This window comes from Thalassotalea sp. 273M-4, from assembly GCF_041410465.1.
GTDB lineage: Bacteria > Pseudomonadota > Gammaproteobacteria > Enterobacterales > Alteromonadaceae > Thalassotalea_A > Thalassotalea_A aquiviva.
This window is the reverse complement of sequence record NZ_CP166961.1, coordinates 621,563-647,543: the sequence shown is the minus strand read 5'-3', so window position 1 is coordinate 647,543 and position 25,981 is coordinate 621,563. Positions and strand designations below refer to the sequence as shown.

Genomic DNA, 25,981 nt, shown 5'->3' with positions numbered 1-25,981 from the left:
TCGATATTTTATAAACCTAATGTTTAATCGGTTTATGCTGTGGTGCGATATTGGGTTGTGGTACAAAATGCACGGTAATGGTGGCTATAAGTAACATCAAGGTAGAGCCCATCAAGCACACCCAAAGCCCATAGACTTGATACAAGTAACCCGACAACATGGTCCCGACTAATCGCCCCATGGCATTCGCCATATAATAAAACCCTACATCTAAGGACACCCCGTCGGATTTTGCCAGAGCAACAATGAGGTAACTATGTAACGACGAATTAACCGCAAAACAAAAACCGAAACTTATCAAACCTAACACCAGAATAATTTCAACGCTGGCTAAGTTGTACTCAAAAAAATGAAACAAGGCTGCAACAATGGCGGTATTTAGGGTTAATAAAGCCCCCCACCGCACGGCGGGTGAAAGTGTTGACGGTCGTGTTTTTTGCCGTTGAGTGAGCTTGGGTGCCAACGTTTGCACGAAACCATAAGCGATGATCCACGTCGCCATAAAAGCACCGACAAACGATGGTTGCCAACCTAAAGCGGTTGACAAATAAACCGGCAAGGCCACCACAAACCAGATATCACGTGCCCCAAACAAAAACATCCGAGCCAGTGATAATCTATTAATTGCCTCACTTTTTGAGAATATATCTTTAAATTTGGGTTTGGTTGATGCTTTGCCCATATCAGCTTGCAATACAAAAGCACTGAGCAAAGCCGTGACCGCTAAAGCCGATGCCATAATCCACATGGATAAGCTAAAACCATACCATTGCAATAAAATAGCCCCTAAAAAGAATCCCGCCCCTTTTAAGGTGTTTTTTGATCCGGTTAAAATCGCCACCCATTGATACAAACGACCTTGGCTATCATTGGGCACAAGATGTTTAATCGAGCTTTTCGCAGACATTTTATTTAAGTCTTTGGCAATCCCCGAAAGAGCCTGCGCCGACATCACCCAGACAATACTGAGCATCGACTCTGGTACGGTTAACATTAACAGTGCGCCCACTTGTAAGACTAACCCCACTTGCATGGTACGATTAAGCCCTACTCGCGCCCCAAGCCAACCGCCAATTAAATTGGTAACGACACCAAAAAATTCATAAAACAAAAAAAGTAGCGCAATATTTAGGGCCGAATAGCCGAGCTGATGAAAATACAACACCACCAGCATTCTTAGCGCACCATCGGTTAAGGTAAAGGCCCAATAATTACCTGTCACCACCAAGTATTGTTTTATTTTTGCATCCAGAGCCGACAACATAAACCACCTTTTAGGCGATCGAATGCGCGACTTTACGCATTAATTCCGCCGTGCGGTTGGCATAGCCCCATTCATTGTCATACCACAAATACATTTTTACTTGGGTATCGTTCACCACCATAGTAGAGAGCGCATCGACAACACATGAGCGTGGATCGGTTTTGTAATCAATCGACACTAATGGTTTGGTTTCATAACCTAAAATACCTTTAAGCTCACCGGCGGCAGCCTCTTTCATCAAGGCATTGATTTCGTCAATATTGGTGGCGCGATTCATTTCAAACACACAATCGGTTAACGACGCATTGGCTAAGGGAACACGAACGGCGTGACCGTTTAAACGCCCTTTTAATTCAGGAAATATATGGGTAATGGCGGTTGCTGAGCCCGTTGTTGTTGGGATCAAACTCATGCCACAAGCGCGCGCTCTGCGTAAATCCTTGTGCGGGGCATCAATAATGGTTTGGGTATTGGTAATGTCGTGAATGGTGGTCATGCTGCCATGTTTAATACCAATTTTTTCTTGCAGTACTTTTACCGCAGGGGCTAAGCAGTTGGTGGTGCAAGATGCGGCGGTTACAATGTCATACACGGTGGCATCGTAAAGATGGTCATTAACACCCATAACAACATCTAATACACCGTCTTGTTTTACCGGCGCTGTAACCACCACCTTTTTAACACCTTGCTCAAGGTAGGCTTGTAGCAATGCTTTGTCTTTAAATACGCCTGAGGCGTCAATGACAATGTCACATCCTGACCAATCGGTGCTGTCGATATCGGCATTTTCGCTGGTGCTTATTTTATGACCATTGATCACCATCGCGTTGGCTTCTGCTTCTGCCGTTTCTGACCAAATACCATGAACAGAGTCATAATTAATTAAATGGGCAAGGGTTTTGGCATCGCCAGCAGGGTCGTTAATATGAACAAATTCGATTTCAGGCCAGCGCCAAGCAGCGCGAAAAACCAGTCGTCCCATACGACCAAACCCATTAATACCAACACGAACTTTCATAAATACCTCTGTATCTTTTCTCTAGTTTACTTTTTTAGTCATCATAAAATGACCTAAGAATCGACTGAAATAACGAATATGTCGAGCCGATTAAACAATTTTCGAACTATATATGAAATTCAATATATAGGAAAGGCGTTGATTTAACCGACATAATGGTCCGTTATACCCATTAGTCTTAAAGCAACATGATGATGGCAAAGCCGTGATCTTAAAAATATTACAATAAAAAACCTGTGGTTGAACTGATATGCTCTGACCACAGGCTTGATGATGACTAACAGTCGCTGTTTACAATTAGGTATTGGCTAAATGTCGGCTAAATTACCTTTTTGTTGTAACCAATCTTTGCGATCGCCCGAGCGTTTTTTCGACAGCAGCATATCCATCATTTCCATGGTCACGTCAAAATCGTCAACGGTTAACTGCACCAAACGTCGAGTATTAGGATCCATGGTGGTTTCACGAAGTTGCAATGGGTTCATTTCACCCAAACCTTTAAAGCGTTGTACATTAACTTTACTGCGCTTTTTCTCGGCTTCAATTCGATCTAAAATGCCGTCTTTTTCTTGTTCATCAAGGGCATAAAACACTTCTTTACCAACATCAATACGGTATAACGGTGGCATTGCGACATACACATGCCCAGCTTGTACCAGAGGTAAAAAGTGTTGGGTGAACAAGGCACATAATAAAGTGGCAATGTGCAATCCGTCGGAGTCAGCATCGGCAAGGATACATATTTTGCCGTAACGTAAAGACGATAAATCATCACTGTCAGGATCGATACCCAAGGCAACCGATATATCGTGAATTTCTTGCGAGGCCAAAATTTGACCTGAATCGACTTCCCATGAGTTTAAAATTTTACCTCTCAGGGGCATAATGGCCTGAAAGTCACGATCGCGGGCTTGTTTAGCACTACCACCGGCCGAGTCACCCTCGACCAAAAATAGCTCTGTTCGTTCCGGCTCTTGCGAACCACAATCGGTCAATTTACCCGGCAGTGCGGGACCTTGGGTAACCTTTTTACGAACAACTTTTTTACTCGCTCGCATCCGACGCTGAGCATTAGAAATACAAAATTCTGCTAACGCTTCGGCAATATCGGTGTGCTCATTAAGCCATAAACTGAAAGCATCTTTAACCACCCCCGAGACAAAGGCAGCGCATTGTCTTGATGACAACCGCTCTTTAGTTTGGCCAGCAAACTGAGGGTCTTGAATTTTAACCGATAGAATATATGAACACTTATCCCAGATATCATCTGGAGTAAGCTTAACCCCACGAGGCAACATATTACGAAACTCACAGAATTCTCGCATCGAATCTAATAAGCCTTGGCGCAAGCCATTAACATGCGTACCACCTTGAATAGTTGGGATCAGGTTAACATAACTTTCGCCAATATTTTCGCCACCTTCAGGCAACCAAGTTAACGCCCAACTAACGCCTTCATTCGTCGCCATAAACTCACCAACAAACGGCTCTTCGGGTAAGTTTTCAAATTTATTAACCGCCTCTTTTAAGTAATCTCTTAAACCATTCTCGTAACACCAATGTAATTTGGTATTGGTGGTTTTATTATGAAACTTAATGCTAAGGCCTGGACATAATACCGCTTTCGCCTTAAGGATATGAGTCATTTTAGAGACTGAAAATTTGGCACTGTCAAAATAACTGGCATCGGGCCAAAATCGAACACGTGACCCGGTATTACGTTTACCCACTGTACCGGTTTCGGTTAAGTCGGTGACTTTATCACCATGTTCAAACGCCATCTCATAGACTTTTTGATTGCGCTTTACGGTCACTTCAACGCGCGTAGATAAGGCGTTTACAACCGAAATACCAACGCCGTGTAGACCACCTGAGAACTGGTAGTTTTTATTGGAAAACTTACCGCCCGCATGCAGTCGCGTAAAAATAAGCTCCACCCCTGGCACACCTTCTTCAGGGTGAATATCGGTAGGCATACCACGGCCATCATCGATCACTTCTAGTGAGTGGTCCTCATGCAGAATAACTTGAATATTCTGGGCATGACCAGCAAGCGCCTCATCTACGGAGTTATCAATAACTTCCTGACCGAGATGGTTCGGTCGATTGGTGTCGGTATACATACCCGGTCGACGCTTTACCGGATCTAAACCACTTAATACTTCAATGGATTCGGAGTTGTATTGTTCTGTCATGAGTTTTCAGGCTTTTAATTTAAGAGGCTAATGCCAAGTTAAACATATTGTTATTATTGTCGACACAAGAGCCATTATAGAGAACACTCGTGTGCTAGAAAGAATGTCATTATGGTACTTAACATGGCGTCAAAACCAATAAAACTATGGTCTCCACCCTGTTGCACAATAAATTCACATTGCTGATATTTTTCAACTGCTTGTCGATAATCTAACACTTCATCACCAGTTTGTACCATGACAAAAAAGTTTTTTGGTTCAAAAACTGGCCTTTCTATCTGCTGTAAATACTGCATATGCTCAGATGTTACCTCAAAGGTTTCCCCTGTATATGGGTTAGTCTGTTGACCAAGAACATCTTGCAATAACTCGTAAGGTTTAACCGCGGGGTTAATCAACACCGCTTTACAATGATACTTTGCCACCAGGTAAGTGGCATAAAACCCACCAAGTGATGAGCCGGTTAAAAACCATTGGCAGTCTAAATCATTGTCTATTATTTGGCACAGCTGTGCAATTGCTTCTTTTGGGTTTGTTTTTAATTGAGGGCTGATCACTTCAATATCAGGAAAGTGTATTTGCACATATTTTTTAATTGCCAAAGCCTTAAATGATAAAGGCGAGCTATTAAACCCATGGATCACCAATAGTTTGTATTTTTTATTCATAATGTTGCCAAGGTAAATAAACCAGTTCGCTGTTAATTTGACCGTCGGTGGTTAACGTCATAAGCCTCAAGCCAGGGCCTTGTTCTAGGGCCGCAACACCATCAATTTTTGGATCAAATTGAATCGATGTTGCCGGACACGTAAAGACACTCACCCTGGGGTTTATTTCGCTTGTCATGCTTTGACCGCGATGCACATGTCCGCAACCAATGGCTTTTAAATTGGCAACACTACGGGTATGTTGCCAAAATTGCTGCTGATTCAACAGGCCATGTCTGTCGATAAAATAGCCCATATTTATCGGGTGATGATGCATAAACCACAGTTGATGCTGACTTAAGTTGATTGGCAATATACTTAGCTTTGCAATATCAACCTCACCGGCGGGGGTTGAAGTCGTGGAATCGAGCAACTGTATATCCCAAGAGCCTAAAGTTAAAGATTTATCTGGGTATATATTAGGGTGTGTTAGCTCTGTTTGCATGAGGTTGGCATCATCATGATTACCACTAAGCCAATACAACGGGCAAGCCAAGGCATATTGCTGACACACGTTGGCAAACGCTTGTTGAAATAATCGATACGATGCGACGGAATGGTCTTGGCTTAAATCACCGGTAAAAATTATCGCACTTAAATCTTCTACCTTACTTAGGTAGATAAAAACATTAACCAAGTTTTGATAAACATTTTGGCCATGGTGAATAGCCCCTTTATTACCGTAAAGGTGGCAGTCACTTATTTGGGCAATTTTTTGCATTACAGCCACCAGATTTAGTCACCTTGTTGATTGAGTTCGCCCAAAGATTTACCTTGTTGCAAACACACCTGCAGCCACTGGGTTAAAAATTGATGTATTTGCTTTTTTTCATCCGGCAGATGCATGCCTTTATTAGGATAATCGTATCTGGGTTTTACATTTTTATTATTTTGATATTCTATAACTTCAGCAAGTCTTGCGTCATGATATAAACGAATCGCCATACTGATATAAGGCAGTTTTTCTGACCATCTTGAGTCTTGATGTTGAATTTGCTCAAACCTTACCACATGGGTGTATTTAGACTTTTGCTCTACTTGTAATTGAAAAGCTAAGCCTTGGGTTAAATAAAACTGTTTTGTATCGCCAACGGCATCCATCCCTCCCAACAATCGCGTTAGTAGCATGTAATTAACTTCAAATAAGTTAATCAGACCTTTTAAGCTTGGGTGATACTTTGACATCCGTTAAATCAATAACCTCTACTAGACGGCTTCGGTATTTAATCAGCCTACAACTGACCTTTGTTAAGTGCTAACCATTGTAACCCAATAATGGTTGATGCATTATTTATTTTTCCCTCGGCTAAATACCCTAAGGCTTGCTCTAAACTCACAACATGGGTGCGAATATCTTCATTTTCACAATCAAGACCGGCAATTTGGCCATGCTTAAAATGACTGGAGTCAACATCGACATAAAACAGATGGATTTTTTCACTGGTCCCACCTGGACTGGTATAAAAGCTCATGATCGATTGAAGATCGCCCTCATTAATGACCAAATTCGCCTCTTCCTGGGCTTCTTTAACCGCCACTTGCGAGGCTGTTTCGCCCTCACCTATCATTCCGGCAATAAACTCAAGCAGCCAAGGTGATGTCGCTGAATTTGCCGCCCCAATGCGAAATTGCTCGATTAATAATAGCTGGTCCGTCACCGGATCGTAGGGGATTAACATTACCGCTTCACCACGTTCTAAGACCTCACGATAAAATGCCTGGCTCCAGCCACCAGCAAACAACTTGTGTCTAACTTGATATAAATCTACCTTAAAAAAACGTTCAAAAATGGTCTTTTTAGCGACAATATCGTAATCGTTAGTTTTAAACTGTTTCATTTTGGCTGACGCTCTCTCGTTGTTAGTCTTTTTAGCAAATACAAGGCTTTATAAAAAATTATGTTACACTTTTATCGATCAATTAACGTAAATATTGATTTCTCAATGCCTTAAATACCGTTACACTTTAACAATATTGAATAAATTAACAAATGTTATCTGTTTAGACTGGAAAAAATCACTTATGGGAATTAAAAGAATTTCACTTATCTTGGGGTTAACGTTTGCTGCGGCAAGTCAGAGCGTTGTGGCACAAGATCTAAAGCAAACATATGAACTTGCTTTAATGAACGATCCTGTCATTTTACAAGCTGAAGCGCTAGTACGTGCATCCGAGGAAGGTGTTGAACAGGCACGTTCGGTATTATTACCACAACTCAATGCTTCGGCATCTTACAGTATGAATGAGCGTGACGAAGGACGCTTAACCACCGACACAGATACGCTTAACTATGGTATCGATTTAAACATGCAGTTATACCATCACAACAGTTGGTTAAGTTTAAATACCAGTAAAAAATCAGCACACTTGAGCGATGTAAACTACCAATACCTTAAGCAGCAATTGATCACACGCGTAAGTTCGGCCTATTTTGATGTGCTTGCCGCTCTTGATACGCTTGAATTTGCAGAAGCCGAAACCAAAGCCATTGAGCGCCAATTAGAGCAAACCAAACAACGTTTCTCAGTGGGCTTAACCGCAATTACCGATGTTCATGAAGCGCAAGCCCAATACGATAACTCGGTGGCAGAGCAAATTGCAGCTCAAAACCGTGTGTACACCGCAGAAGAAGCTTTACGTGAAATTACAGGTGTTTACCCTGCAGATTTAAACACCTTAAATACTGAACGTTTTTCACCGTCGTTACCGACGCCAAACAGCCCTGATGAATGGCAAAAAACCGCGGAAGCGAACAACCTGCAATTGATTGGACAAAAAATAAATGTCGATATTGCCAAAGACAATATTGATATCGCAAGCTCAGGTCACCTGCCAAAGGTTAGCTTGTTTGGTAGCTTAAATGCGTCTGATTCTGATATCGACTACAGCAATGGCACCCCATCGGTTAATGGTTACCAAGTTGATAGTAATAGCATTGGCTTACAACTGAATGTGCCTATTTACTCAGGTGGTAACACTAGCTCTATCGTCAGACAAGCACAACATAACTACGCCGCAACGAATCAACAAATGCAACAAACGTTTCGAAGCGTAGTACGTGATTCGCGTAACTCTTACAATACCGTGGTCGCGACCATTTCGGGCATAAAGGCACTTGAGCAATCTGTACTTTCAGCGGAAAGTGCCCTAAAAGCTACTGAAGCGGGTTTTGAAGTGGGGACACGTACCATTGTTGACGTACTTAATAGCACACGTAACCTATATAACGCCAAACGTAACCTATCGACCACACGTTACCAATACATCATCAACATGCTGAGCTTAAAATTAGCGGCTGGCACCATTGATGAGTCAGACGTTGAAGCGATTAATAACGGTTTAGCAAAATAACCCTTCTAGGAGGGTAAATAAAAAATGCCAGACTCAGTCTGGCATTTTTTTACAGGCTTTACACTAAAGCTAAATTAAAACGCGTTAGTCTTCTAAGCGAATGGTATTGATGATTTCGGTTGTTGAAATGCCTTCTTCAAAATTAAGCACTTGTACTTCCCCACCAGCGGCAATGACCTCTTTACCTCCAGCAATATCTTCCACGTTATAATCACCGCCTTTCACTAAAATATCCGGTAATAAATTGGCAATTAAGCGCTGTGGTGTGTCTTCACTAAATGGGACGACCCAATCCACTGCGCCTAAACCAGCCAAAACAGCCATCCGTCTATCGACTGGATTTACTGGGCGACCACTGCCTTTTAAACGCTTAACAGAGGCATCGTCATTAACCGCAACAATTAGGCGATCGCCAAGTTTATGGGCATGGGATAAATACGATACATGACCTGCATGTAAAATATCAAAACAGCCATTGGTCATCACCACACGCTCACCACGTTTTTTGGCTTGGTCAATAATAATCTTTAATTGTGACTCACTAACCACACCGGAGCCGCTTTCTTGTCCTTTGTTGATCTCTTGCGCGATCTCTACTTCGCTCACGGTCGAAGTGCCAAGTTTACCAACCACAATACCAGCGGCAATATTGGCTAAGGCACTGGACTCAGCAAACGTCGCTCCGGCGGCAACAGCAAGCGCTAAGGTTGCAATAACGGTATCGCCAGCCCCAGTAACATCATAAACTTCTCGAGCTTGAGTAGGTAAATGCAATTCGTCTTCATTGGCCCGAATTAAAGTCATACCGTTTTCAGAACGGGTTACTAACAAAGCCTCTAGCTCTAATTCAGCCAATAACGCTTTGCCTTTATTAACCAATTCGTCTTCAGTTTGGCAAGGACCTACCACGGCCTCAAACTCAGATAAATTTGGGGTAATTAAAGTCGCACCTTTATATTTGCTAAAGTCATGCCCTTTAGGATCGACTAACACCGGAATATTATGCGCTTGTGCCATCGCAATAAGCTCTGGTACATGCGACAAAGTCCCTTTGTTATAGTCTGATAACAACAATAAATGATGTTGCTGTAGGTTTTGTTCTACTTTAGCCAACAGTTCGGTTTTATCGATATCGGCTAACGACTCTTCAAAATCCAAGCGCAATAATTGTTGATTTCGACTTAACACCCTTAATTTGGTTATGGTTGGAATGTCGATACTTCGGGAAAACTGACAAATAACATCCATCGCCGAAAGCGCTGTATCTAAGGCATCCGCTGCTTCATCATCACCGGTTAAGCCAACCAGAGAAACGGTTCCACCGAGGCTGGCAATATTTAGCGCCACGTTAGCCGCACCACCAGGTCGGTCTTCATTGTTGTTGATTTTTACCACAGGAACGGGGGCTTCCGGTGAAATTCGGCCGGTTGGGCCATACCAATAGCGGTCTAGCATCACGTCGCCAACCACTAAAACGCGTGCATCATTAAAATTCGGAATATCTACTTTCATACCTGTTCCTATAAAGGATATAATCTTTTTTACTTGTAAATAACTGTAACTAGGCCTAAGCATAGCTTGGGCAGTGCGCTATAGTATAATCTTTTCAAAGAGTTGATGTAACCTTGAGTAAAAACAAAGTTCTGCAAACCAAATTTAAGGCTAATTTTCTATTACCTAAGTACTGGCCAACCTGGATCGCCGTCTGTCTATTATGGCTTATCTCTTGGCTTCCTTATAAGTTTCAACTGGCATTAGGTCGGGTAGTTGGTCGATTATTAATGAAAATTGGCGGCACCCGTTTAAAAGTCGCGAAAAAAAATATCGATACCTGTTTTCCAGAGTTAAGCGAACAAGAAAGGTTCGATATGTTAAAGAAAAACTTTGAAAATACGGGTATCGCTCTTTTTGAAACAGGCATGGGTTGGTGGTGGCCTGACTGGCGAATGAAAAGAAAAATTCATGTGCAAGGCTTAGAACATGTCGAAAAAGCCAAAGCCGATGGCTCTGGGTTATTGATTTTAGCTTATCACAATATGTGTTTAGAAGTATGTGCCCGCGCCATTGGCCACTTTCATCAAACCGTGGTGTTTTATCGCCCAAACCACAATGAGCTGATGGAATATTTTCAACATAAAGGCCGTGCCCGCTCGAATAAATTCATGTTAGACAAATCCGACGTAAAAGGAATGATTTCAGCCTTAAGGCAAGGTGAGTCTTGTGTCTATTTACCCGATCAAGATTATGGCCGTAAACGCTCTATTTTCGTTCCGTTCTTTAATCAACCAGAAGTCGCCAGCACCATTGGCACTATGATATTTGCCAAACGAAAAAATGTAAAAACCCTGATGATCGTGCCCCGTCGCCTAGCCGATGATAGTGGTTACATGATTGAGTTTTCAGAGGTGTTTGAGAACTTCCCATCGGGTGATGATGAACAAGACATTATCCGAGTAAACCAAGAATTGGAACAGCGGATCCGTCAGCACCCTGAGCAATTTATGTGGTTGCATCGTCGATTTAAAACCCGTCCAAATCCTGACGACCCTAAATTTTACAGCTAATCCAATAGAACGAATGTATCAAAACGCATTAATCGAGTACGCTTTTATTATGTAAAAGCGTACTCTCTCCTTTTGCTTCTTCACCTAGGCAGGGGTAAGGAAGCGTTGCCATATTGTTTTGATTCGCGCTCGTTCATCTTGCAACAGGGCGGTTGACAATAGCATGTTTTGATTTTGCAACGATCTGGCATGGCCCCAATCACGAAGCTGACAATACACTTTGGTTAATAACTCAGCGTCATCAGTAGTTAACAATTGATGTTTGTTAAGTTGCTCAAAGATTCGAATATTGTCAGAGTATTGGCATAAATCTGTACTTTTATGAGCATTTGCTAGCACCAAAAACTGGGCCAAAAACTCAATATCGGCTAATCCCCCTTGCCCTTGTTTTAAATCGAACAAGTCATCTTTACTTTGATCGAGATGTTGACGCATTTTGTCGCGCATATCCGCAACAGCTTTAGCTAACTCACCGAGTTCTCTTGGGGTTTGCAATATCTGTAGACGAATATGTTCAAAGCGTTGGGCTAATTCCTCATCAGCAACAACCATGCGAGCACGAACCAAAGCTTGATGTTCCCAGGTCCATGCCTCATTTGATTGATAATTTTCAAAGCTGTCAATATGCACGACCATGGCGCCAGAGTTACCCGAAGGTCGCAACCGCATATCCGCTTCGTATAGGTAGCCATTACTGGTTCTGGTATGAAATAAATGCACGATGCGTTGACTTAATTTTAAATAAAACTGCACGGATGAAACGCTTTTTTCGCCATTGGTGACATCATCGAGCCTAGCGTTATGAACAAAGACTAAGTCCAAGTCTGAGCTGTAACCAAGCTCAATACCGCCAAGTTTGCCATAACCAATAACGCCAAATTGTTTGTTATCGGTTCCTAAGGTTTGATTGGGTTGCCCAAAGCGATGAACCATTTGATGCCATGCCATATTCACCACTTCATCAATAAGTGCTTCGGCGACGGCGGTTAAATGATCACTGACTTTCATGATCGGCAAAATACCACTGATATCTGCGGCCGCAATTTTCAGCTGCTGGGTTTGTTTAAATTGCCTCAAGCCTTCCATTTGGGCTTCTAAGTCGTCTTCTGGAATTCGAATTAACGCTTCAGATAATAACGTTCGATAATCGGTGACCGCGGGAATTGCATAGAGTAATTTGGGGTCAATAAGCTCATCAAGTAATAACGGGTATTGGGCCAAATGTTGGGCTATCCATTCACTGGCGCTGCACAATTTAAGCAGTTGTTTAAACGCCATCGCGTTTTCATATAACAGCTCCAAATAGGCTGTTCGCGTGGTGATTTTTGCCAATACCAATAAGGTTCTTTCTAGCGTTAATAATGGATCGTGTTGTTCCGCCAGTAATTCAATCAGCACCGGAATGAGCTTATCTATGGTATGACGTCCTCGTGGGCCGATACTGCGTTTTTTTAATTCCGATTTAAACAACGTTAACTGACGATGAAGCTCAACCGCAGGCCACTCTGGTTGTTGTTTTCTTATCCATGATAAACAATCTTCATCATCCCAATTAGCCAACCAGTAGGTTACCCAATGTTCACTGGCATCATGGGATTGTTCACTTTCTTCACCAATTAAGGCTGCAAACTCGGCATTAACCTTTTGCATATGCCATTGGCATTTTTCTTCGTATTCGGCCCAATCACGACACCCCATTCGAAGCGCTAATCGGGCTTGGTTTTTATCATCACTGGGCAGCTCTTGGGTTTGCTCATCGGCAAACGCTTGAATCGCATTCTCGCTTTCTCGTAAAAAACAATAGGCGCTTTCTAATACTTGTTTTGATTCATTACTAATACAATCATGTTGCGCTAAAAGGGCAAGTGCGGTTAATAAATTTCGTTCTTGTAATTGTACTTGTCGACCACCACGGATCAGTTGAAACACTTGAGCAATAAATTCAATTTCACGAATACCACCGGCACCAAGTTTAATATTATTATGTCGTTTCTTACGGCGCGCCTCTTGGGCGATCATCATTTTCATTCGACGAAAACTTTCTATCACGCTAAAGTCAATATAACGACGATAGACAAAAGGTCGTAACATGTTGCTTAACACCCCATGAAAACGGCTATCACCAATCAGCCTTGCCTTGAGCATTGCATAGCGCTCCCAGTCTCGGCCCTGATCCTGATAATAGTTTTCCATTGCATTGAAATTCATCACCAACGGCCCGCTTTCACCAAATGGGCGCAGTCGCATATCCACGCGATAAACAAAACCATCAACCGTGACTTGGTTTAATGCGGTTAATAGTTTTTGGCCAAGACGGGTAAAAAACTGTTGGTTATCGAGTACCCGACGGGCGCCAACGGTTTGGCCACTTTCGGGGTAAGAAAAAATCAAATCAATATCAGATGAAAAATTCAGCTCCTTACCACCTAACTTCCCCATCGCATAAACCAAGAGCTCTTGCTTTTCACCTGCTTTATTTTGAGGTTGCCCCCAAAGATTGACGCACTCTTTGGTTAACCAATCTTTCGCCGCAACTATTAAACAATCAGCCAGTTCGGATAATTGAGTTAAGCACCACCTTAAACTTGCGAGCTGACATAAATCCGCGATCGCAATCATAGTTAAATATTTGCGCCGAAATAACCGCAAAAAGCGATGCAAACTGGCCTCGGAGTCACAACTTTCTAATTTGGCAGAGATAGCTTGAGTAAAGTCGATATCAAGGTTTAAATTTAGCGCTAGAAAATCTAAAAACCATTGCGGATTTAGCATTAATTGTTCATAGACAAAGTCACTTAAACATAAAGCATCTTGGCATAAAGATAATTCAACTGGCGATAACTGTTGACAGATTTCAGGATGCTTTTCATAGAAGTGTTGCCAATTTTTTTGTTTTAAAGCATCCAGATTGCTCGGTAGGGGCAAGGGTTGATAAGATTGCATTTGAGAATTCACCCTGATCACTTAGTTAGGTCAGAACATAGACATATTATGTCTATGGTGTTATTAATAGTACAATTACTTTAGCATTTTTGAGGGAAGAGAGCAGAAATGCAAGCTATAAAACCATTGATTTTAATGCTTTGCCTTTGTTTAGTCGCTTGTACAGACCCCGTCGTAGAGCAAATCGCCAAACAAACGCCAGTGACTGAGCAGCGTATCGAACAGCTTGGACAAGCTTTGGACTCGGGAAAGATCCGTAATGCCAAACTGATCAACGACTATGCTGATAGAGTCTTAGCTGTAAAACCCGAATTGGCCACTTTAGTGGCTGAGTTTCGCAAAGACGCAAGCCGACAAGGCCCGATGTATCAAAGCTTATTAGACCGATACAATACCGCCGTCAATCAACCGCAGATGTTTGCCAATCATCAAGCTCTTTATGACGAACTGATTAATATTTATCAAGCGGCAGATCCCGTTTTATACTCGGATGCGCTTAGCGATCCGCTCAATGTTTTGGCCGACATGTCAGATGGCGCGTTACCCAGAGTAAACTCTTTATCTAAAGAGCAGACCTTGATGGCAAATAATGCGCAAGACTTTGGCACGGGTGACCAACTCATAGGAAACCCCAATTACGGTCAATGGCAAAATGACAGTTCGGGGAGCTCTTTTTGGGTTTGGTATGGACAATACGCTCTCTTAAGAGACTTACTTGGTGGCAATCGCGTTTATTATGACCGTTGGGGTTCAAACCGAGGCTACAGTTATTATCACGATTACGGCCGCAGTCGCTATTCGTCGCCAAGTCAGCTGCGAAAGCAAACACAAATTGAAACACGCACGCGAAAATCCTTTGAAAGTCGAGGCCAAAAGTTTACCAGTGCTTACAGTAAAAACCGCACTGGCTCTTCAGGCTTGTCAAGACAAAGCGCCAGCGCACAAACAAGCAGCAATAAATTTCGCGCTAATAATAAAAAAACATCAAGTTTTGCCAGCAAATCTAAGTACGCCAGCAAAGCCAGCTTTCGTGATAGCCAAAAAACAACCTCACGAAGCTTTCGTCGAGGGAAATAATAGGAAAGGTTATGAATCAATTACTTAATATTACTGCCATCAATCAAGAAGTGCTGATTATCTTGGCGATTGATATCGTTATTGCAATCGCCTTATTAAGTGCAATGCGTTTTGTTACCGGCCTATCCGCTAAGGTAAATACCACCAAAGAGCTAGCCAGTGAAGACAATTTTGCCTTTGGCATTAGTGTCGCAGGTAGTGTGGCTGCTTTAGGCATTGTCATGAGCGGTGCCATTTATGGTGAAAGCGCTAACAGTTACTACCTCGAAGCGTTAGGCATGTTTAGCTATGGCTTATTCGGCTTGGTGTTAATTAAATTCGGTCGTTTATTACATGATAAATTGGCCTTAAACAAACTGGATAAAATGGCGCAAATACGCAATCGCAACATCACTGTTGGCATTGTTGATGCCGCTGGGGTAATCGCCACCGCCATTATTATTCGCGCTGTGCTTATCTGGGTGAATGGCCTTGACGGTTATACCTTTATTGCCATTTTAAGTGGCTTTTTTGTTTCGCAATTAATTTTGGTCCTTGTTACTCGCATCCGGGAGTATCAATACGCCAGAAAAAATCAACATGACTCGTTACAAGAAGCTTTTGAACAAGGTCAAGTTGCACTGGCACTGCGCTATGCTGGCCAAATCATTTCAACGTCTTTGGCGGTTACGGCCGCCAGTTACTTTTTAATTTATACCCCTGAAACCATTGTTGAGAACCTTCTAGGCTGGTTAATCTTTGGTGTGGTAATGACCATATTGGTGGGTATATTGACCAGCTTTGCCAAGCGGATCATTTTATGGGGCATCAATATGACCGAAGAAGTTGATCAACAACATAATGTCGGTGTTGCGGCTATTGAAATGGCGATAAGCATTAGTATTGCTTTGATTTTAACCGGTCTAATGGCTTAGTCGAAGCCCGAACAAACGCATTGTGAAATTAACTTTTTTTAAATCTCGGTTATTCTGGGATGATACGTTATTGATCTTAACCATGGCCGTTTTAGCCGGCTGTGGTTTAATCTACGAATACTTGCTATCGCATTACGCTGGTCGAATCCTTGGTGTTATGGAAAGCACCATTTATTCAATGATAGGGCTGATGATTGTCGCCATGGGGTTAGGCTCTTTTGCGGCTCGCGCCATTAAAAATAGCTTCCAAGGTTTTGCCTGCCTTGAGTTATTAATAGGCTTAATTGGTAGCAGCTGTATTTTATTTATTGCAACCTTCATCGCTTTTACCCAAATATTACCAGCAGAGCTTGGTGAGCTTTTATCCCTTCCTCCAGATGCCATACCCAAAGGTGGGTTATTTAAGACCTTAACGTTTTTAGCGTTTAACAGCCCTTATGTTATCGGTTTTATGCTCGGTTTTTTTATTGGAATGGAAATTCCGCTTATTGCTCGTATTCGAGAGCTTTGTCATCGCCAGCATCTAGCCAATAACTTTGGCACCATGTATGGCGCCGATTATATTGGCGCGGGGGTTGGCGCCGCGATTTGGGTTGTGTTTTTACTGGCTATTGATATCAGTGAAGCGGCCGCCTTTACCGCCAGTTTAAACCTGTTAGCAGGCATTGTGTTTATGGTTCGATTTTGGCACAAATTACGCTGGCGAAAAACCTTAGTCAGTTGTCATCTCCTATTAGCGCTGATCATTGTTGGGGTTTATTTAGTCGGTAATCAATGGTTGAACCAAATGAGCAACTTGCTGTTTCTTGATAAAGTGGTGCATACAGAACAAACCCGTTATCAACAGCTGACCTTTACCGAACGCCAAATGGGTGGACACACAGATAAAATCATTAACTTTTATCTCAACTCAAGATTACAATTTTCGTCCGCTGATGAATTTATTTACCATGGTTATTTAGTTGCCCCTACCTTAGCCGGTTCAGCCCGCACCGATAACGTTTTAATCATTGGTGGTGGCGATGGCTTAGCGCTAAGAGATGTGTTGATGTGGGATCCCAAAAGCGTCACGTTAATCGATCTTGATGAACAATTGGTCGAGATTTTTAAATACCCTGAACAACATTTACCCAAGACGCTGGCGAGGCAAATAAAGCAACTGACAAAAGGTAGCCTGCTCGATGAACGCGTTACGATATATAACGAAGACGCTTTTTTAACCGTTGACACCCTATTAAAACAAGGCCAAAGCTATGACGCCATTATTGTTGATCTACCCGATCCTAGTCATCCAGATTTAAATAAGCTTTATTCCGTAAACTTTTATGCAAGGTTGCGTTTATTACTTGCAGGGGATGGCTTAATCAATGTGCAATCAACCAGTCCTTACCATGCCAAAGAAGCGTTTATATCGGTTGGTAAAACGTTAAAAGCAGCAGGGTTTAACACCGTAGAGCAAATGCATGACAATGTACCAAGCTTTGGTGAGTGGGGCTGGAGTATCGCCAGTAAATTAGGTGCGTCACCATTACAACGCTTACAACAGCAACCAAGTTTAGCTGTTGAACACCCTTGGCTTAACCTGACTTTAATTAAAAATGCCTTTGATTTTCCAAGTAATTTTTACCAAGATAAAGACTCGGTGAAAATAAATTATTTAGGCTCCCACACCTTGTACCAATATCATCAACGAGCTTGGCAAAATCAACAGGGTTTGGAAAACGCAAATTTGCAAAATTAGTGTTTGACATATTATGTCGGTATGCTAAATTAAGATTTATGACATATTATGTCTAAATAAAATCACCTTTAGGATAAACGATTTTATTTTATTAACAATAAGAGGATAACCATGAATATTCATAAAATTGCTGATCACCTTAACGGATTAGCCGACAACTCTGATACCGGTTTGGTTTTTGATTGCCAACCCATTTCAGGTGAAGTGGATGTTTTACAAATAACCGTTGAAGGTCGAGAAGAGTTGCCGGTTTTTTTGTCGGTAACAGATGATCAGATTCTTTGCATTACCTACTTATGGGGCGAAGAAGAAGTACAGCAAGAAAAGCGTGCCGCCATGCTTGAAGCCATGCTTGAAATGAATATCCCGATGCCGTTATCGTCTTTTTCAAAAATCGGTGATAAGTACGTCATTTTTGGGGCATTATCAATTAATTCATCGTTCAGTGACATCGAGCATGAACTGGCCGTTTTAAACAACAACGCGGTCGAAGTTATCGACGATATGAGCGAGTTTTTACTTTAGTAAAAGGTATGGAGTTATTATGAGTATTTTTAAAAAAATTATGACCGCTATTCGTGGTGGTGCAACTGAAATTGGTGAAGGAATTGTTGATGCCAATGCAACTCGTATCTTCGAACAAGAAATTCGTGATGCAGAGAACCACTTAACAAAGGCAAAACGCGACTTAACGTCAGTGATGGCTCAACAAATGGCGGCCAGTCGTGAGGTTGATCGTCTTAAACGTGAAATTTCAGAACACGAAGGCTACGCAGGACAAGCTCTTGAGCAGGGCAACGAAGCTTTGGCGTTGCAAGTTGCTGAAAAAATTGCGGCTCTAGAGTCAGAGTTAGGGACTCAGCAACAAACATTAGAAAGCTTTGCCACCAATGCTGAACGATTAAAAGAATTGGTGAAAAAGAGCGAACGTCAAGTTGGTGAATATAAGCGTCAGTTGTCTATGGTGAAAACGACGGCAAGTGTGCAAAAAGCGACGTCGGCAATTACCGATAACTTTGCTTCAAGCAACTCAAAGTTATTAAATGCCAAAGACTCTTTAGAGCGCATTAAAGCCAAACAACAAAAGTTTGATGATCAACTCAAAGCCGCGGAAGTACTAGAGTCAGAAGACACTGACAATTCACTGCAAGCACAATTAAAAGCTGCAGGTATTGGTCAACAAGATCAAAGTGCTAATTCAGTACTAGAGCGTATCAAAGCTAAGCAAAAATAGCCCGTAATAGCCTTAAAGCCCTGCTTTAAGGCTATTTTTTGGAGTATTAATGAGTTTTCTAAAAAATCTTTTTAACAAAGACACGCCCAAACAGCGCACACTCAATCATCCAAAGCAATTGCGGATTAACGACATTGTTGTATTTAACGACAGCTTTGCTTTACCCGAAATATTACGTGGACAACAGTTTCAAGTCACGGCAGTAAACAGCTACGAATTTGAACACCAAGTTGTTAGCGAATGGGTGTTAAATGGACACGATGACACGCAACTGTATTTATCCTTAGATGAAGATGACACCACCCACCTTAAAATATCTTTATTGGTCGATGAAGATCACGTCGGTCAATTATTTTGCCTTGACCAATTTAGCGAAGTATTTGATGAGCCGGGTCAGGCTATCCTTGACAGGCAAACCATTACATCACCATTAGCACAATGGACTTGTGAGGCATATCGGCAAAATAAATTTGCTCAAGTGGGGTATTTTCATCGCAAAGATCACCGCTGTACAACGTTATCAGAGTTTGAAGGTAAAGACGCTGGCGAACCTTTTGAACTCTATGCTCTGGAAGGAAATCATGCTCAATTTAGTATCGATGTTGAGGTTTGGCAAGACGGTGATACCGATGTTTTTGTCAATTTATTTCGTCCATTAACCGATATCGTTGACTATTTCCCAGGGAGTTTAGATGAATAATCGTAAAGTTCCTGATAAGTGGCAGTCAAATGTAAAGGCCGTGAAAGCGGTGCAGGTTGCATTTGATATGGATGAAAAAGTACAAAAAATGCTACGTAAAGCTGCCGTAGAAGCCAATTTAAGCCCGTCAGATCAAATCCGTAATATTCTTGGCTTACCGGTAAATAAAAAACCTAAACGCCCTCGCCTTACAGTGTCATTGAGTCTTGATGACTATCAATTACTGGGCGAAAAATACAACATATCGCCTGATAAGCAATTGGAAATAAAGCGTAAGTTAATGGAAGAGTTAATCGAATACGCCAAGCATTTACCAAATTAACGACACAAGCTTGTTCATAGGGTCACCTCAAGCTCACAAGGGATCATCATGATCCCTTTTTAGTTTGCGGCTTTAGCTTCTAATACCAATCCCACTCAGTTTTTGCTCACTCAGTTTTTTGCTCACTCAGTGTTGGGCAAAAACTTAATTAGATTGGTATAAGCATAGATTTATTTCAATAAAGCCACTGTGCTAAGCTAGTCATCAGAAAATCTCAATAATAAGCATAAGTAGAGGCGATAACGCTACTATTCGCTTGCTTTTGGTAATACAAATAGAAATTAAAATAAGAGGAAATATTATGCTAATAAAAATCCCTGCGTTAATTGCACAAGTACAACAACATGTAAATTGCATCAGTGCTGTTGACGCAGCAACAATGCGTCCACAAGTTGACGGTATATTAATTGATGTTAGAGAGCCGGGCGAGTATGCTGCCAAGGCATCACCAGGGGCTATCAATATTCCTCGCGGGGTGTTGGAGATGAAAGTCCTTGAACAATACCCAGAGCCGGATAAAGCGATTTTTATTTACTGTGCTGGTGGTGCAAGAGCGGTGCTAGCCGCAGAACAGCTAATCAGATTGGGGTACAAACAAGTTTGGGCCATTACCTGTAAAGTAGAGCAGGTTATTCAAGCTCATCAAAACGTCGCTTAAGCCTAGGTTTTACGGTACCAGAACTTAAACGCCCCCTCTGCTCCCCAAAACTTACACTAGAGATATAAAAGCGAAGACATACATGGTTTCACAATTAAATATCGATTTTAGCAAGCGCGTTGTCATTGACACTAAGCAGCAACCTTGGCTACCAAGCCCTAAACAAGGTGTATGGCGCAAGCCATTAGCGCGAGAAGATGCCGAACAAGGTCATGCGACAAGTATTGTTAAATATGATCCTGGCTCATCATTTCCTGAGCATAATCACCCGCTTGGAGAAGAAATTCTGGTGCTCGAAGGGGTGTTTTCAGATCATACTGGCGACTACCCTGCTGGTAGTTACATTAGAAACCCTAAAGGTTTTATCCACGCCCCATTTTCCCAGCAAGGGTGCATCTTATTCGTTAAATTGCATCAATTTCAAGACTCTGATCAAGCCCAAGTGCGCATAAATTGTAATGAAACGCCGTGGCTACAAGGTCAAGGTGGGTTAGAAGTAATGCCATTGCATGAACACCTTGGTGAGCATGTTGCTTTGGTAAAATGGCCGGCAAATGAGCGATTTAAACCGCATCGTCATTTTGGTGGTGAAGAAATACTGGTGTTATCAGGTGAGTTTAAAGATGAACATGGCAGTTACCCCGAAGGCTCGTGGCTTAGAAGCCCGCATATGAGTGTACACCACCCTTATGTGGTAGAGCCAACCATCATTTGGGTAAAAACAGGGCATTTATTTATCGATTAATGGGCCACTCTAGCGTTAACTATTCCCGCTAAAAAAGTGCTCTGTTAATTGCTTAAATTAAACAACAAACAGAGCGCTTTCATCGACATTAACCTTAATGTCACTTTAATAGGTTATTTTAACCAGTAAGGGGTTAAGCTCAAGGCGGCGTCTTTACAGTGCTCTAATGCGCACAGCAAGTTATCCACTTTATGATCAAGCCAGTTAATCAATTTCACGGGCGTTTGCTCAGAGGAACGTTGCAAATGTTCTTTTAGCAACTGCAAGGTTTCAAGCTCGTCAATACCTAGATGTAAATCCATCCAAGGCCCGCGAAAATCAATGCGTTGTTCTTCTTCAAATAAAGAGCCAAACCAACTGCCGGTTAATAAACACCTTGTTACTAACCGGTGGTTTTCAAGGTAATCATTGGCGGTTAATGTGTCACTCACCTGCAATGCTTGGGTTACATTTTTTAAGCTTAGCGATAACCAACTTGGAGCAAAGTCGGACAAGTGAGGAATATCGCCATCAAACGGTGATTTTTTTAAGATCATTTTTAGCATCGACAGTTGCATCTGATTAAAGCGCTCACTGTGAAACAAATCCCTCGCTTTTTGATAATCCACGATTGCGTGCTTTTCATCTTTAAGCTCAGCAAGCAAACTTTGGCTATATTCGATCTTTTTTCGATAATGGCCATTTTTGGTGGTCAGCTCGCGAATTTGTTTTGCTGTTTCAACCCAACTAAGCTCTTGCAAAATACCATTAATTTGCTGCCTTAAAATCTGACCATTTGCATCAGTTAAATAATCGGCATATAACCATAATCCATGGCGGGCTAGGGCGAGCATATCAGAAACGTCTGTTAAGGTTTCTAAGTTTGGACTTTGAATATACTTGTCTACCAAGACTTGCAAACGGGTTAAACTTTGCGCAAAACCACTATTAAAGGACTCCAGCAATTCCATGCTTGGATCCATTTTTAATAACGCTTTGCTCTCTACACCAGCATGTAAAGACTTACCTTGGGCTAATGCATACCCTCGAGCCGCTTTACTGTAACTGCCAGGCCTTATTGCAAAGTTTGCCATTAATATTTCAGCAAAATCAAACAACACCTCGACTTGCCCTTGTTTCAGCTCAAGTTCAATTTCGGCAATCTGCTCGTTTTGCTCATTGGCAACGATAGCGCCGGTATCATATACCAGTTCAAACTGACTATTATCGGCGTTATTAATGAGCCAACTATGACGAGTAAAGTTGGTTTCAAATAGACAACTTAATTGTGAATTAACTTGCTCTAAGACAAAATCTTGAGGCCAGATCTGGCGATCGAATAAGGTTAAATCGGGATGATCTCGACAAATATCGACATTATATTCTGGTCGGGTATGCATACCCGCAAGCACAGTACCAGAAGTCTTTACTGTTTGCTCCCATAAGCCAGAGCTCCCTTTACGCACGCGAAGGCCTATATCATGTTGGCGTAATGTGGAATCACAGGTATCGAAATATCGATTACTTAGCGTGTCCGTATGATATTCAAAGCGGACGGCATTATCCGTTAACAGTTTGGTGATTTGAGTGGGTATGTTGTCACCTAAAACTAAATACTTCAGTTCTATCTCAGTGTCCATTTATGTGTATTTTTTGCCTTCTTAAGGTACTCGATTCGTTAGCTTACAAAAGCTTTATTAGGCTTTCAATCAAAAAATAGTCATCAAATTGATCTTTTTGTACGAAAACGTCGGCATTTGCTTCAAGGTTGCAGGTAAATGTGGTGAATATCATGGCTATAGCCGTTAAAAATGTTAGCCCTAAAGCGCGGTTATAGGCTGTATAAAATAACCGTAACAAAGTTTATCCCAAGCTTTTTATTTATATTAAATTTAACCTCGATGCCTTGCGCTTGCTCTGACAAACCCCTAATATCCTAAATTAATTATTAATTTTAATAAAACTGATGATGATGAACTTAACAAAAACATTGGCTACTGCCATGCTGTGTTGCTCTTTTGTTGCCAACGCATTTATCCAAGAAAACAATAACGAGGTAGTAGAACAGGCCTCACAACAAATCTCACCAGAAAATTCTCATACTGATGATATTAAATTAGGTTTTATCAGTGACGACTTATTTATATATTTTCATTCAGGGCCAGGTACTCAGTTTCGCATTTTAGGTAGCATGAATGCAGGTGAGGAAGTCAAAGTATTATCTGAGGTTGAAAATGATTTCATCAAAGTTGAAGACGAGAAACAACGCCAAGGTTGGATTGATGCTCGCTTTTTAAGTGACCAACCAGGTCTGCGAATGGTTCTTGCCGAGCTAAATGAAGAGCTTGCCAATAAAACCGTGAAACTCAACAGCCTTAACGATCGTTTGCAATCTAGTGACAGTGAATTAGCCCACTTAGAGGCTCAAATGACCAGCTTGCGTCAAGAAAACCAAAGATTAAATCAACAGAACAATGAATTGAATGCCAAATTAGATACCGAAGATTGGGATATAAAACTCAAGTGGTTTAGTTATGGGGCTTCGGTTTTAGTGATTGGTCTATTGTTAGGGTTAATTTTACCTAGGCTAATGCCTAAACGTCGAGGCTATTCATCTTGGAGCTAGGCTCATCCTTTAAGCTCTCTACTGTCAGGTAATCAATGTATGGGCAGGTTAAATACCTGCCTTTTTTTATCGTTATACCAATCCCATTGAGTTTTTGCTGGACCACAATATTGTTTACCATGACTAAAGTTTTAAGCAATAACTCAAGCAAGTATAATGAATTATTGTTCTCAATCCCTTATACTTGCGGTCAATTAATTTAGCCAAAAACCTGATATAAACCTCAGGTTTACACCCACAGCGAACGCCATTATGAAAGTCATTTTTGATGTATTGCATTTATATTATTTACCGCAATATCTTCCTGTACATCATCAATTAAAACAACGCGGCATTGACACCAGCTTTGTTTTTTATCCCAGTAAAGACGATGCGGTTATAAAACAGATCATTGCTAATGAGCAGCTTGCTAGCCACTGGGTTAAAGATGATAAAGAAGCCAGTGCTTACTACCTAGAACAAGCTGCTGATTGGATTTTCTTTGCCAACAGTTTTGACTACCTTGACGCTATACATCAAGTCAGTAAAACCGCGCAATTGGGTCATGGCATTGGTCCTAAGGCCAGTTATTACACCAAATCAGATAAAGCGATGACCGTACGATTTGTTGAAGGTCAATACCGCTGTGATCGATTAACAGCCATGTACCCAAATGACACGTTTGTTGATGTTGGTTTTTGTAAGCTTGATAACATCATTAAAGGCCGTGAGAAAGGCTTTGAATTGGTTAAATTAGGACTCGACCCAAATAAACCAACCATAACCTATGCCCCGACCTTCTATCCAAGCTCCATTGAGTGTTTTGCCAAAAATTGGCCTGAGCAATTTGCTGATTTTAATATCCTGATAAAGCCACATTACTTTTCAATTAGTAAAGATAAATACGCCAAACAAAAGGCGTTATTAACCCATTGGTCCGGCTTTAATAATGTGTATTTAGCCACTGACTTTGACTATTCTCTCGTCCCTTTTATGGCAAGCTCTGATGTGTTAATCAGTGATGCCTCCTCTGCTCTGTTTGAGTTTGCGGCGTTAAACAAACCGGTTATTTGGTGCGACTTTCTAAAATTACGTTGGAGTTATCGTGGACCATTTGCCCACCGTTTTAAAAAACGAATGGACCAAGACTATGGCGAATACGCGCAAATTGCCGTACATGCCAAAAACTATAATCAACTTGTTGAGTTGGTCAATCAGCAATACCAACACCCCAAGATGCTCGAAGATGTGCGTTTAGCTTTTAGTGAAAAGTTGGCCGGCAAGCTCGATGGCAAGGCAAGTGAGCGCATTGTCGATTATCTTATCGCTAACGTTTGATCATTTATTTTGTAGAATCATAAGGCAATATTAGGGTTGAACACATTTAGATTAACGGTCGAATTTATACCCGCAATAAAACTGTAAAGCATGACATTGCTGGTGTAGAATAAGCCACTATTTTAGGGCAGAGAAATAGACTGCGCCTCAGAGTATTGAAAAAAGGTCTTATATGAAAAAGATTGGGTATACCACAGGGGTCTTTGACCTATTCCATATTGGTCATTTGAACGTATTAAAACGCGCCAAACTTGAGTGTGATTATTTGATTGTTGGCGTTACCAGTGATGAACTTTCAATGGCTGCGAAAAATAAAAAGCCAATAATCCCATTTAACGAACGAATGGAAATTGTTGAAAATATTAAGTTTGTAGATGAAGTAGTTCCCCAAATGAACTACGACAAAATGGAAGCGTGGAATAATCTTAAATTTGATCTGATGTTTGTAGGTGACGACTGGAAAGGCACCGAAAAATGGAACAAGATTGAACAAGACTTTGCTAAAGTAGGGGTCGAGATCATGTACTTCCCATATACATCACATACATCGAGCAGCATTTTACGCGATGTTTTAAGCAAGATTTAATGCTCAACGCGTGTTTAAAGCGCTGCTCTTAAGTAGCGCT

At 41.5% G+C, this 25,981-nt stretch carries 24 protein-coding genes; 14 read left to right on the top strand and 10 right to left on the bottom strand.

Annotation, left to right across the window (positions count from 1 at the left end; all coding sequences use genetic code 11):
- Positions 1-16: 16 nt before the first annotated feature.
- From arsJ to ACAY00_RS02840, 7 genes are all read right to left on the bottom strand, one after another.
- On the bottom strand, positions 17-1,264 hold the full coding sequence (gene arsJ / locus ACAY00_RS02870; RefSeq protein ID WP_371376978.1) for an organoarsenical effux MFS transporter ArsJ: 1,248 nt from the start codon (positions 1,262-1,264) through the stop codon (positions 17-19).
- A 10-nt stretch (positions 1,265-1,274) separates the two neighbouring features.
- The gene (locus ACAY00_RS02865) at positions 1,275-2,282 is read right to left on the bottom strand and encodes an ArsJ-associated glyceraldehyde-3-phosphate dehydrogenase (RefSeq protein WP_371376975.1); all 1,008 of its coding nucleotides are present in this window, start codon (positions 2,280-2,282) and stop codon (positions 1,275-1,277) included.
- A 308-nt stretch (positions 2,283-2,590) separates the two neighbouring features.
- Positions 2,591-4,477, bottom strand: a complete 1,887-nt coding sequence (gene parE, locus ACAY00_RS02860; RefSeq protein WP_371376971.1) for a DNA topoisomerase IV subunit B — start codon at positions 4,475-4,477, stop codon at positions 2,591-2,593.
- Positions 4,478-4,551: 74 nt separating this feature from the next.
- Positions 4,552-5,145, bottom strand: coding sequence for a YqiA/YcfP family alpha/beta fold hydrolase (locus ACAY00_RS02855; protein WP_371376968.1), 594 nt, complete (start codon positions 5,143-5,145; stop codon positions 4,552-4,554).
- Positions 5,138-5,905, bottom strand: coding sequence for a metallophosphoesterase (locus tag ACAY00_RS02850; RefSeq protein WP_371376965.1), 768 nt, complete (start codon positions 5,903-5,905; stop codon positions 5,138-5,140). The genes ACAY00_RS02855 and ACAY00_RS02850 overlap by 8 nt, the downstream gene beginning before the upstream one ends.
- A gap of 14 nt (positions 5,906-5,919) precedes the next feature.
- The gene (locus ACAY00_RS02845) at positions 5,920-6,369 is read right to left on the bottom strand and encodes a DUF1249 domain-containing protein (RefSeq protein WP_371376962.1); all 450 of its coding nucleotides are present in this window, start codon (positions 6,367-6,369) and stop codon (positions 5,920-5,922) included.
- Positions 6,370-6,416: 47 nt separating this feature from the next.
- On the bottom strand, positions 6,417-7,022 hold the full coding sequence (locus ACAY00_RS02840) for an NUDIX domain-containing protein (RefSeq protein WP_371376959.1): 606 nt from the start codon (positions 7,020-7,022) through the stop codon (positions 6,417-6,419).
- 184 nt (positions 7,023-7,206) lie between these two features.
- Between ACAY00_RS02840 and tolC the strand changes: the two genes are divergently transcribed.
- A complete protein-coding gene (gene tolC, locus ACAY00_RS02835; RefSeq protein WP_371376956.1) occupies positions 7,207-8,535 on the top strand; it encodes an outer membrane channel protein TolC in 1,329 nt (442 codons plus the stop codon).
- Between the two features lie 84 nt (positions 8,536-8,619).
- On the opposite strand, the gene hldE is transcribed toward tolC, so the two are convergent.
- Positions 8,620-10,047 (bottom strand): bifunctional D-glycero-beta-D-manno-heptose-7-phosphate kinase/D-glycero-beta-D-manno-heptose 1-phosphate adenylyltransferase HldE, encoded by a 1,428-nt coding sequence (gene hldE, locus ACAY00_RS02830; protein ID WP_371376953.1) that lies wholly within the window; start codon positions 10,045-10,047, stop codon positions 8,620-8,622.
- A gap of 113 nt (positions 10,048-10,160) precedes the next feature.
- Between hldE and lpxL the strand changes: the two genes are divergently transcribed.
- The gene (lpxL, locus tag ACAY00_RS02825; protein ID WP_371376950.1) at positions 10,161-11,099 is read left to right on the top strand and encodes an LpxL/LpxP family Kdo(2)-lipid IV(A) lauroyl/palmitoleoyl acyltransferase; all 939 of its coding nucleotides are present in this window, start codon (positions 10,161-10,163) and stop codon (positions 11,097-11,099) included.
- A gap of 84 nt (positions 11,100-11,183) precedes the next feature.
- Here lpxL and glnE read toward each other — a convergent pair whose 3' ends face one another.
- Positions 11,184-14,054, bottom strand: coding sequence for a bifunctional [glutamate--ammonia ligase]-adenylyl-L-tyrosine phosphorylase/[glutamate--ammonia-ligase] adenylyltransferase (gene glnE, locus ACAY00_RS02820; protein WP_371376947.1), 2,871 nt, complete (start codon positions 14,052-14,054; stop codon positions 11,184-11,186).
- Positions 14,055-14,150: 96 nt separating this feature from the next.
- Between glnE and ACAY00_RS02815 the strand changes: the two genes are divergently transcribed.
- The 9 genes from ACAY00_RS02815 to ACAY00_RS02775 all read left to right on the top strand — a co-directional run bounded on the left by ACAY00_RS02815 (position 14,151) and on the right by ACAY00_RS02775 (position 21,433).
- Positions 14,151-15,119: a hypothetical protein gene (locus tag ACAY00_RS02815; protein ID WP_371376944.1), complete on the top strand. Its 969-nt coding sequence runs from the start codon at positions 14,151-14,153 to the stop codon at positions 15,117-15,119.
- Between the two features lie 11 nt (positions 15,120-15,130).
- Positions 15,131-16,033: a DUF350 domain-containing protein gene (locus ACAY00_RS02810; RefSeq protein WP_371376941.1), complete on the top strand. Its 903-nt coding sequence runs from the start codon at positions 15,131-15,133 to the stop codon at positions 16,031-16,033.
- Between the two features lie 82 nt (positions 16,034-16,115).
- Positions 16,116-17,774 (top strand): polyamine aminopropyltransferase, encoded by a 1,659-nt coding sequence (locus tag ACAY00_RS02805; RefSeq protein ID WP_371379514.1) that lies wholly within the window; start codon positions 16,116-16,118, stop codon positions 17,772-17,774.
- Positions 17,775-17,885: 111 nt separating this feature from the next.
- A complete protein-coding gene (locus ACAY00_RS02800; protein ID WP_371376938.1) occupies positions 17,886-18,299 on the top strand; it encodes a YjfI family protein in 414 nt (137 codons plus the stop codon).
- 19 nt (positions 18,300-18,318) lie between these two features.
- Positions 18,319-19,008, top strand: coding sequence for a PspA/IM30 family protein (locus tag ACAY00_RS02795; RefSeq protein WP_371376934.1), 690 nt, complete (start codon positions 18,319-18,321; stop codon positions 19,006-19,008).
- A gap of 49 nt (positions 19,009-19,057) precedes the next feature.
- Complete coding sequence (locus ACAY00_RS02790; RefSeq protein ID WP_371376932.1) at positions 19,058-19,708, top strand: hypothetical protein; 651 nt, start codon at positions 19,058-19,060, stop codon at positions 19,706-19,708.
- Complete coding sequence (locus ACAY00_RS02785) at positions 19,701-20,030, top strand: hypothetical protein (RefSeq protein ID WP_371376928.1); 330 nt, start codon at positions 19,701-19,703, stop codon at positions 20,028-20,030. The genes ACAY00_RS02790 and ACAY00_RS02785 overlap by 8 nt, the downstream gene beginning before the upstream one ends.
- A 301-nt stretch (positions 20,031-20,331) precedes the next feature.
- Positions 20,332-20,688 carry a rhodanese-like domain-containing protein gene (locus tag ACAY00_RS02780; protein ID WP_371376925.1) on the top strand — a complete coding sequence of 119 codons (357 nt, stop codon included), beginning with the start codon at positions 20,332-20,334 and terminating at the stop codon, positions 20,686-20,688.
- A gap of 82 nt (positions 20,689-20,770) precedes the next feature.
- Entirely contained in the window at positions 20,771-21,433 is a 663-nt protein-coding gene (locus ACAY00_RS02775; protein WP_371376922.1) for a cupin domain-containing protein, read from the top strand.
- Between the two features lie 113 nt (positions 21,434-21,546).
- Here the strand turns inward: ACAY00_RS02775 and ACAY00_RS02770 are convergent, their stop codons facing one another.
- A complete protein-coding gene (locus tag ACAY00_RS02770) occupies positions 21,547-23,052 on the bottom strand; it encodes a CYTH domain-containing protein (RefSeq protein WP_371376918.1) in 1,506 nt (501 codons plus the stop codon).
- Positions 23,053-23,378: 326 nt separating this feature from the next.
- Here ACAY00_RS02770 and ACAY00_RS02765 point away from each other — a divergent pair, with 326 nt between their 5' ends.
- From ACAY00_RS02765 to ACAY00_RS02755, 3 genes are all read left to right on the top strand, one after another.
- Positions 23,379-24,038 carry a TIGR04211 family SH3 domain-containing protein gene (locus ACAY00_RS02765; RefSeq protein WP_371376915.1) on the top strand — a complete coding sequence of 220 codons (660 nt, stop codon included), beginning with the start codon at positions 23,379-23,381 and terminating at the stop codon, positions 24,036-24,038.
- A gap of 252 nt (positions 24,039-24,290) precedes the next feature.
- Positions 24,291-25,355, top strand: a complete 1,065-nt coding sequence (locus ACAY00_RS02760; protein ID WP_371376913.1) for a CDP-glycerol glycerophosphotransferase family protein — start codon at positions 24,291-24,293, stop codon at positions 25,353-25,355.
- A gap of 172 nt (positions 25,356-25,527) precedes the next feature.
- Positions 25,528-25,941 (top strand): adenylyltransferase/cytidyltransferase family protein, encoded by a 414-nt coding sequence (locus ACAY00_RS02755; protein WP_371376910.1) that lies wholly within the window; start codon positions 25,528-25,530, stop codon positions 25,939-25,941.
- Positions 25,942-25,981 lie beyond the last annotated feature (40 nt).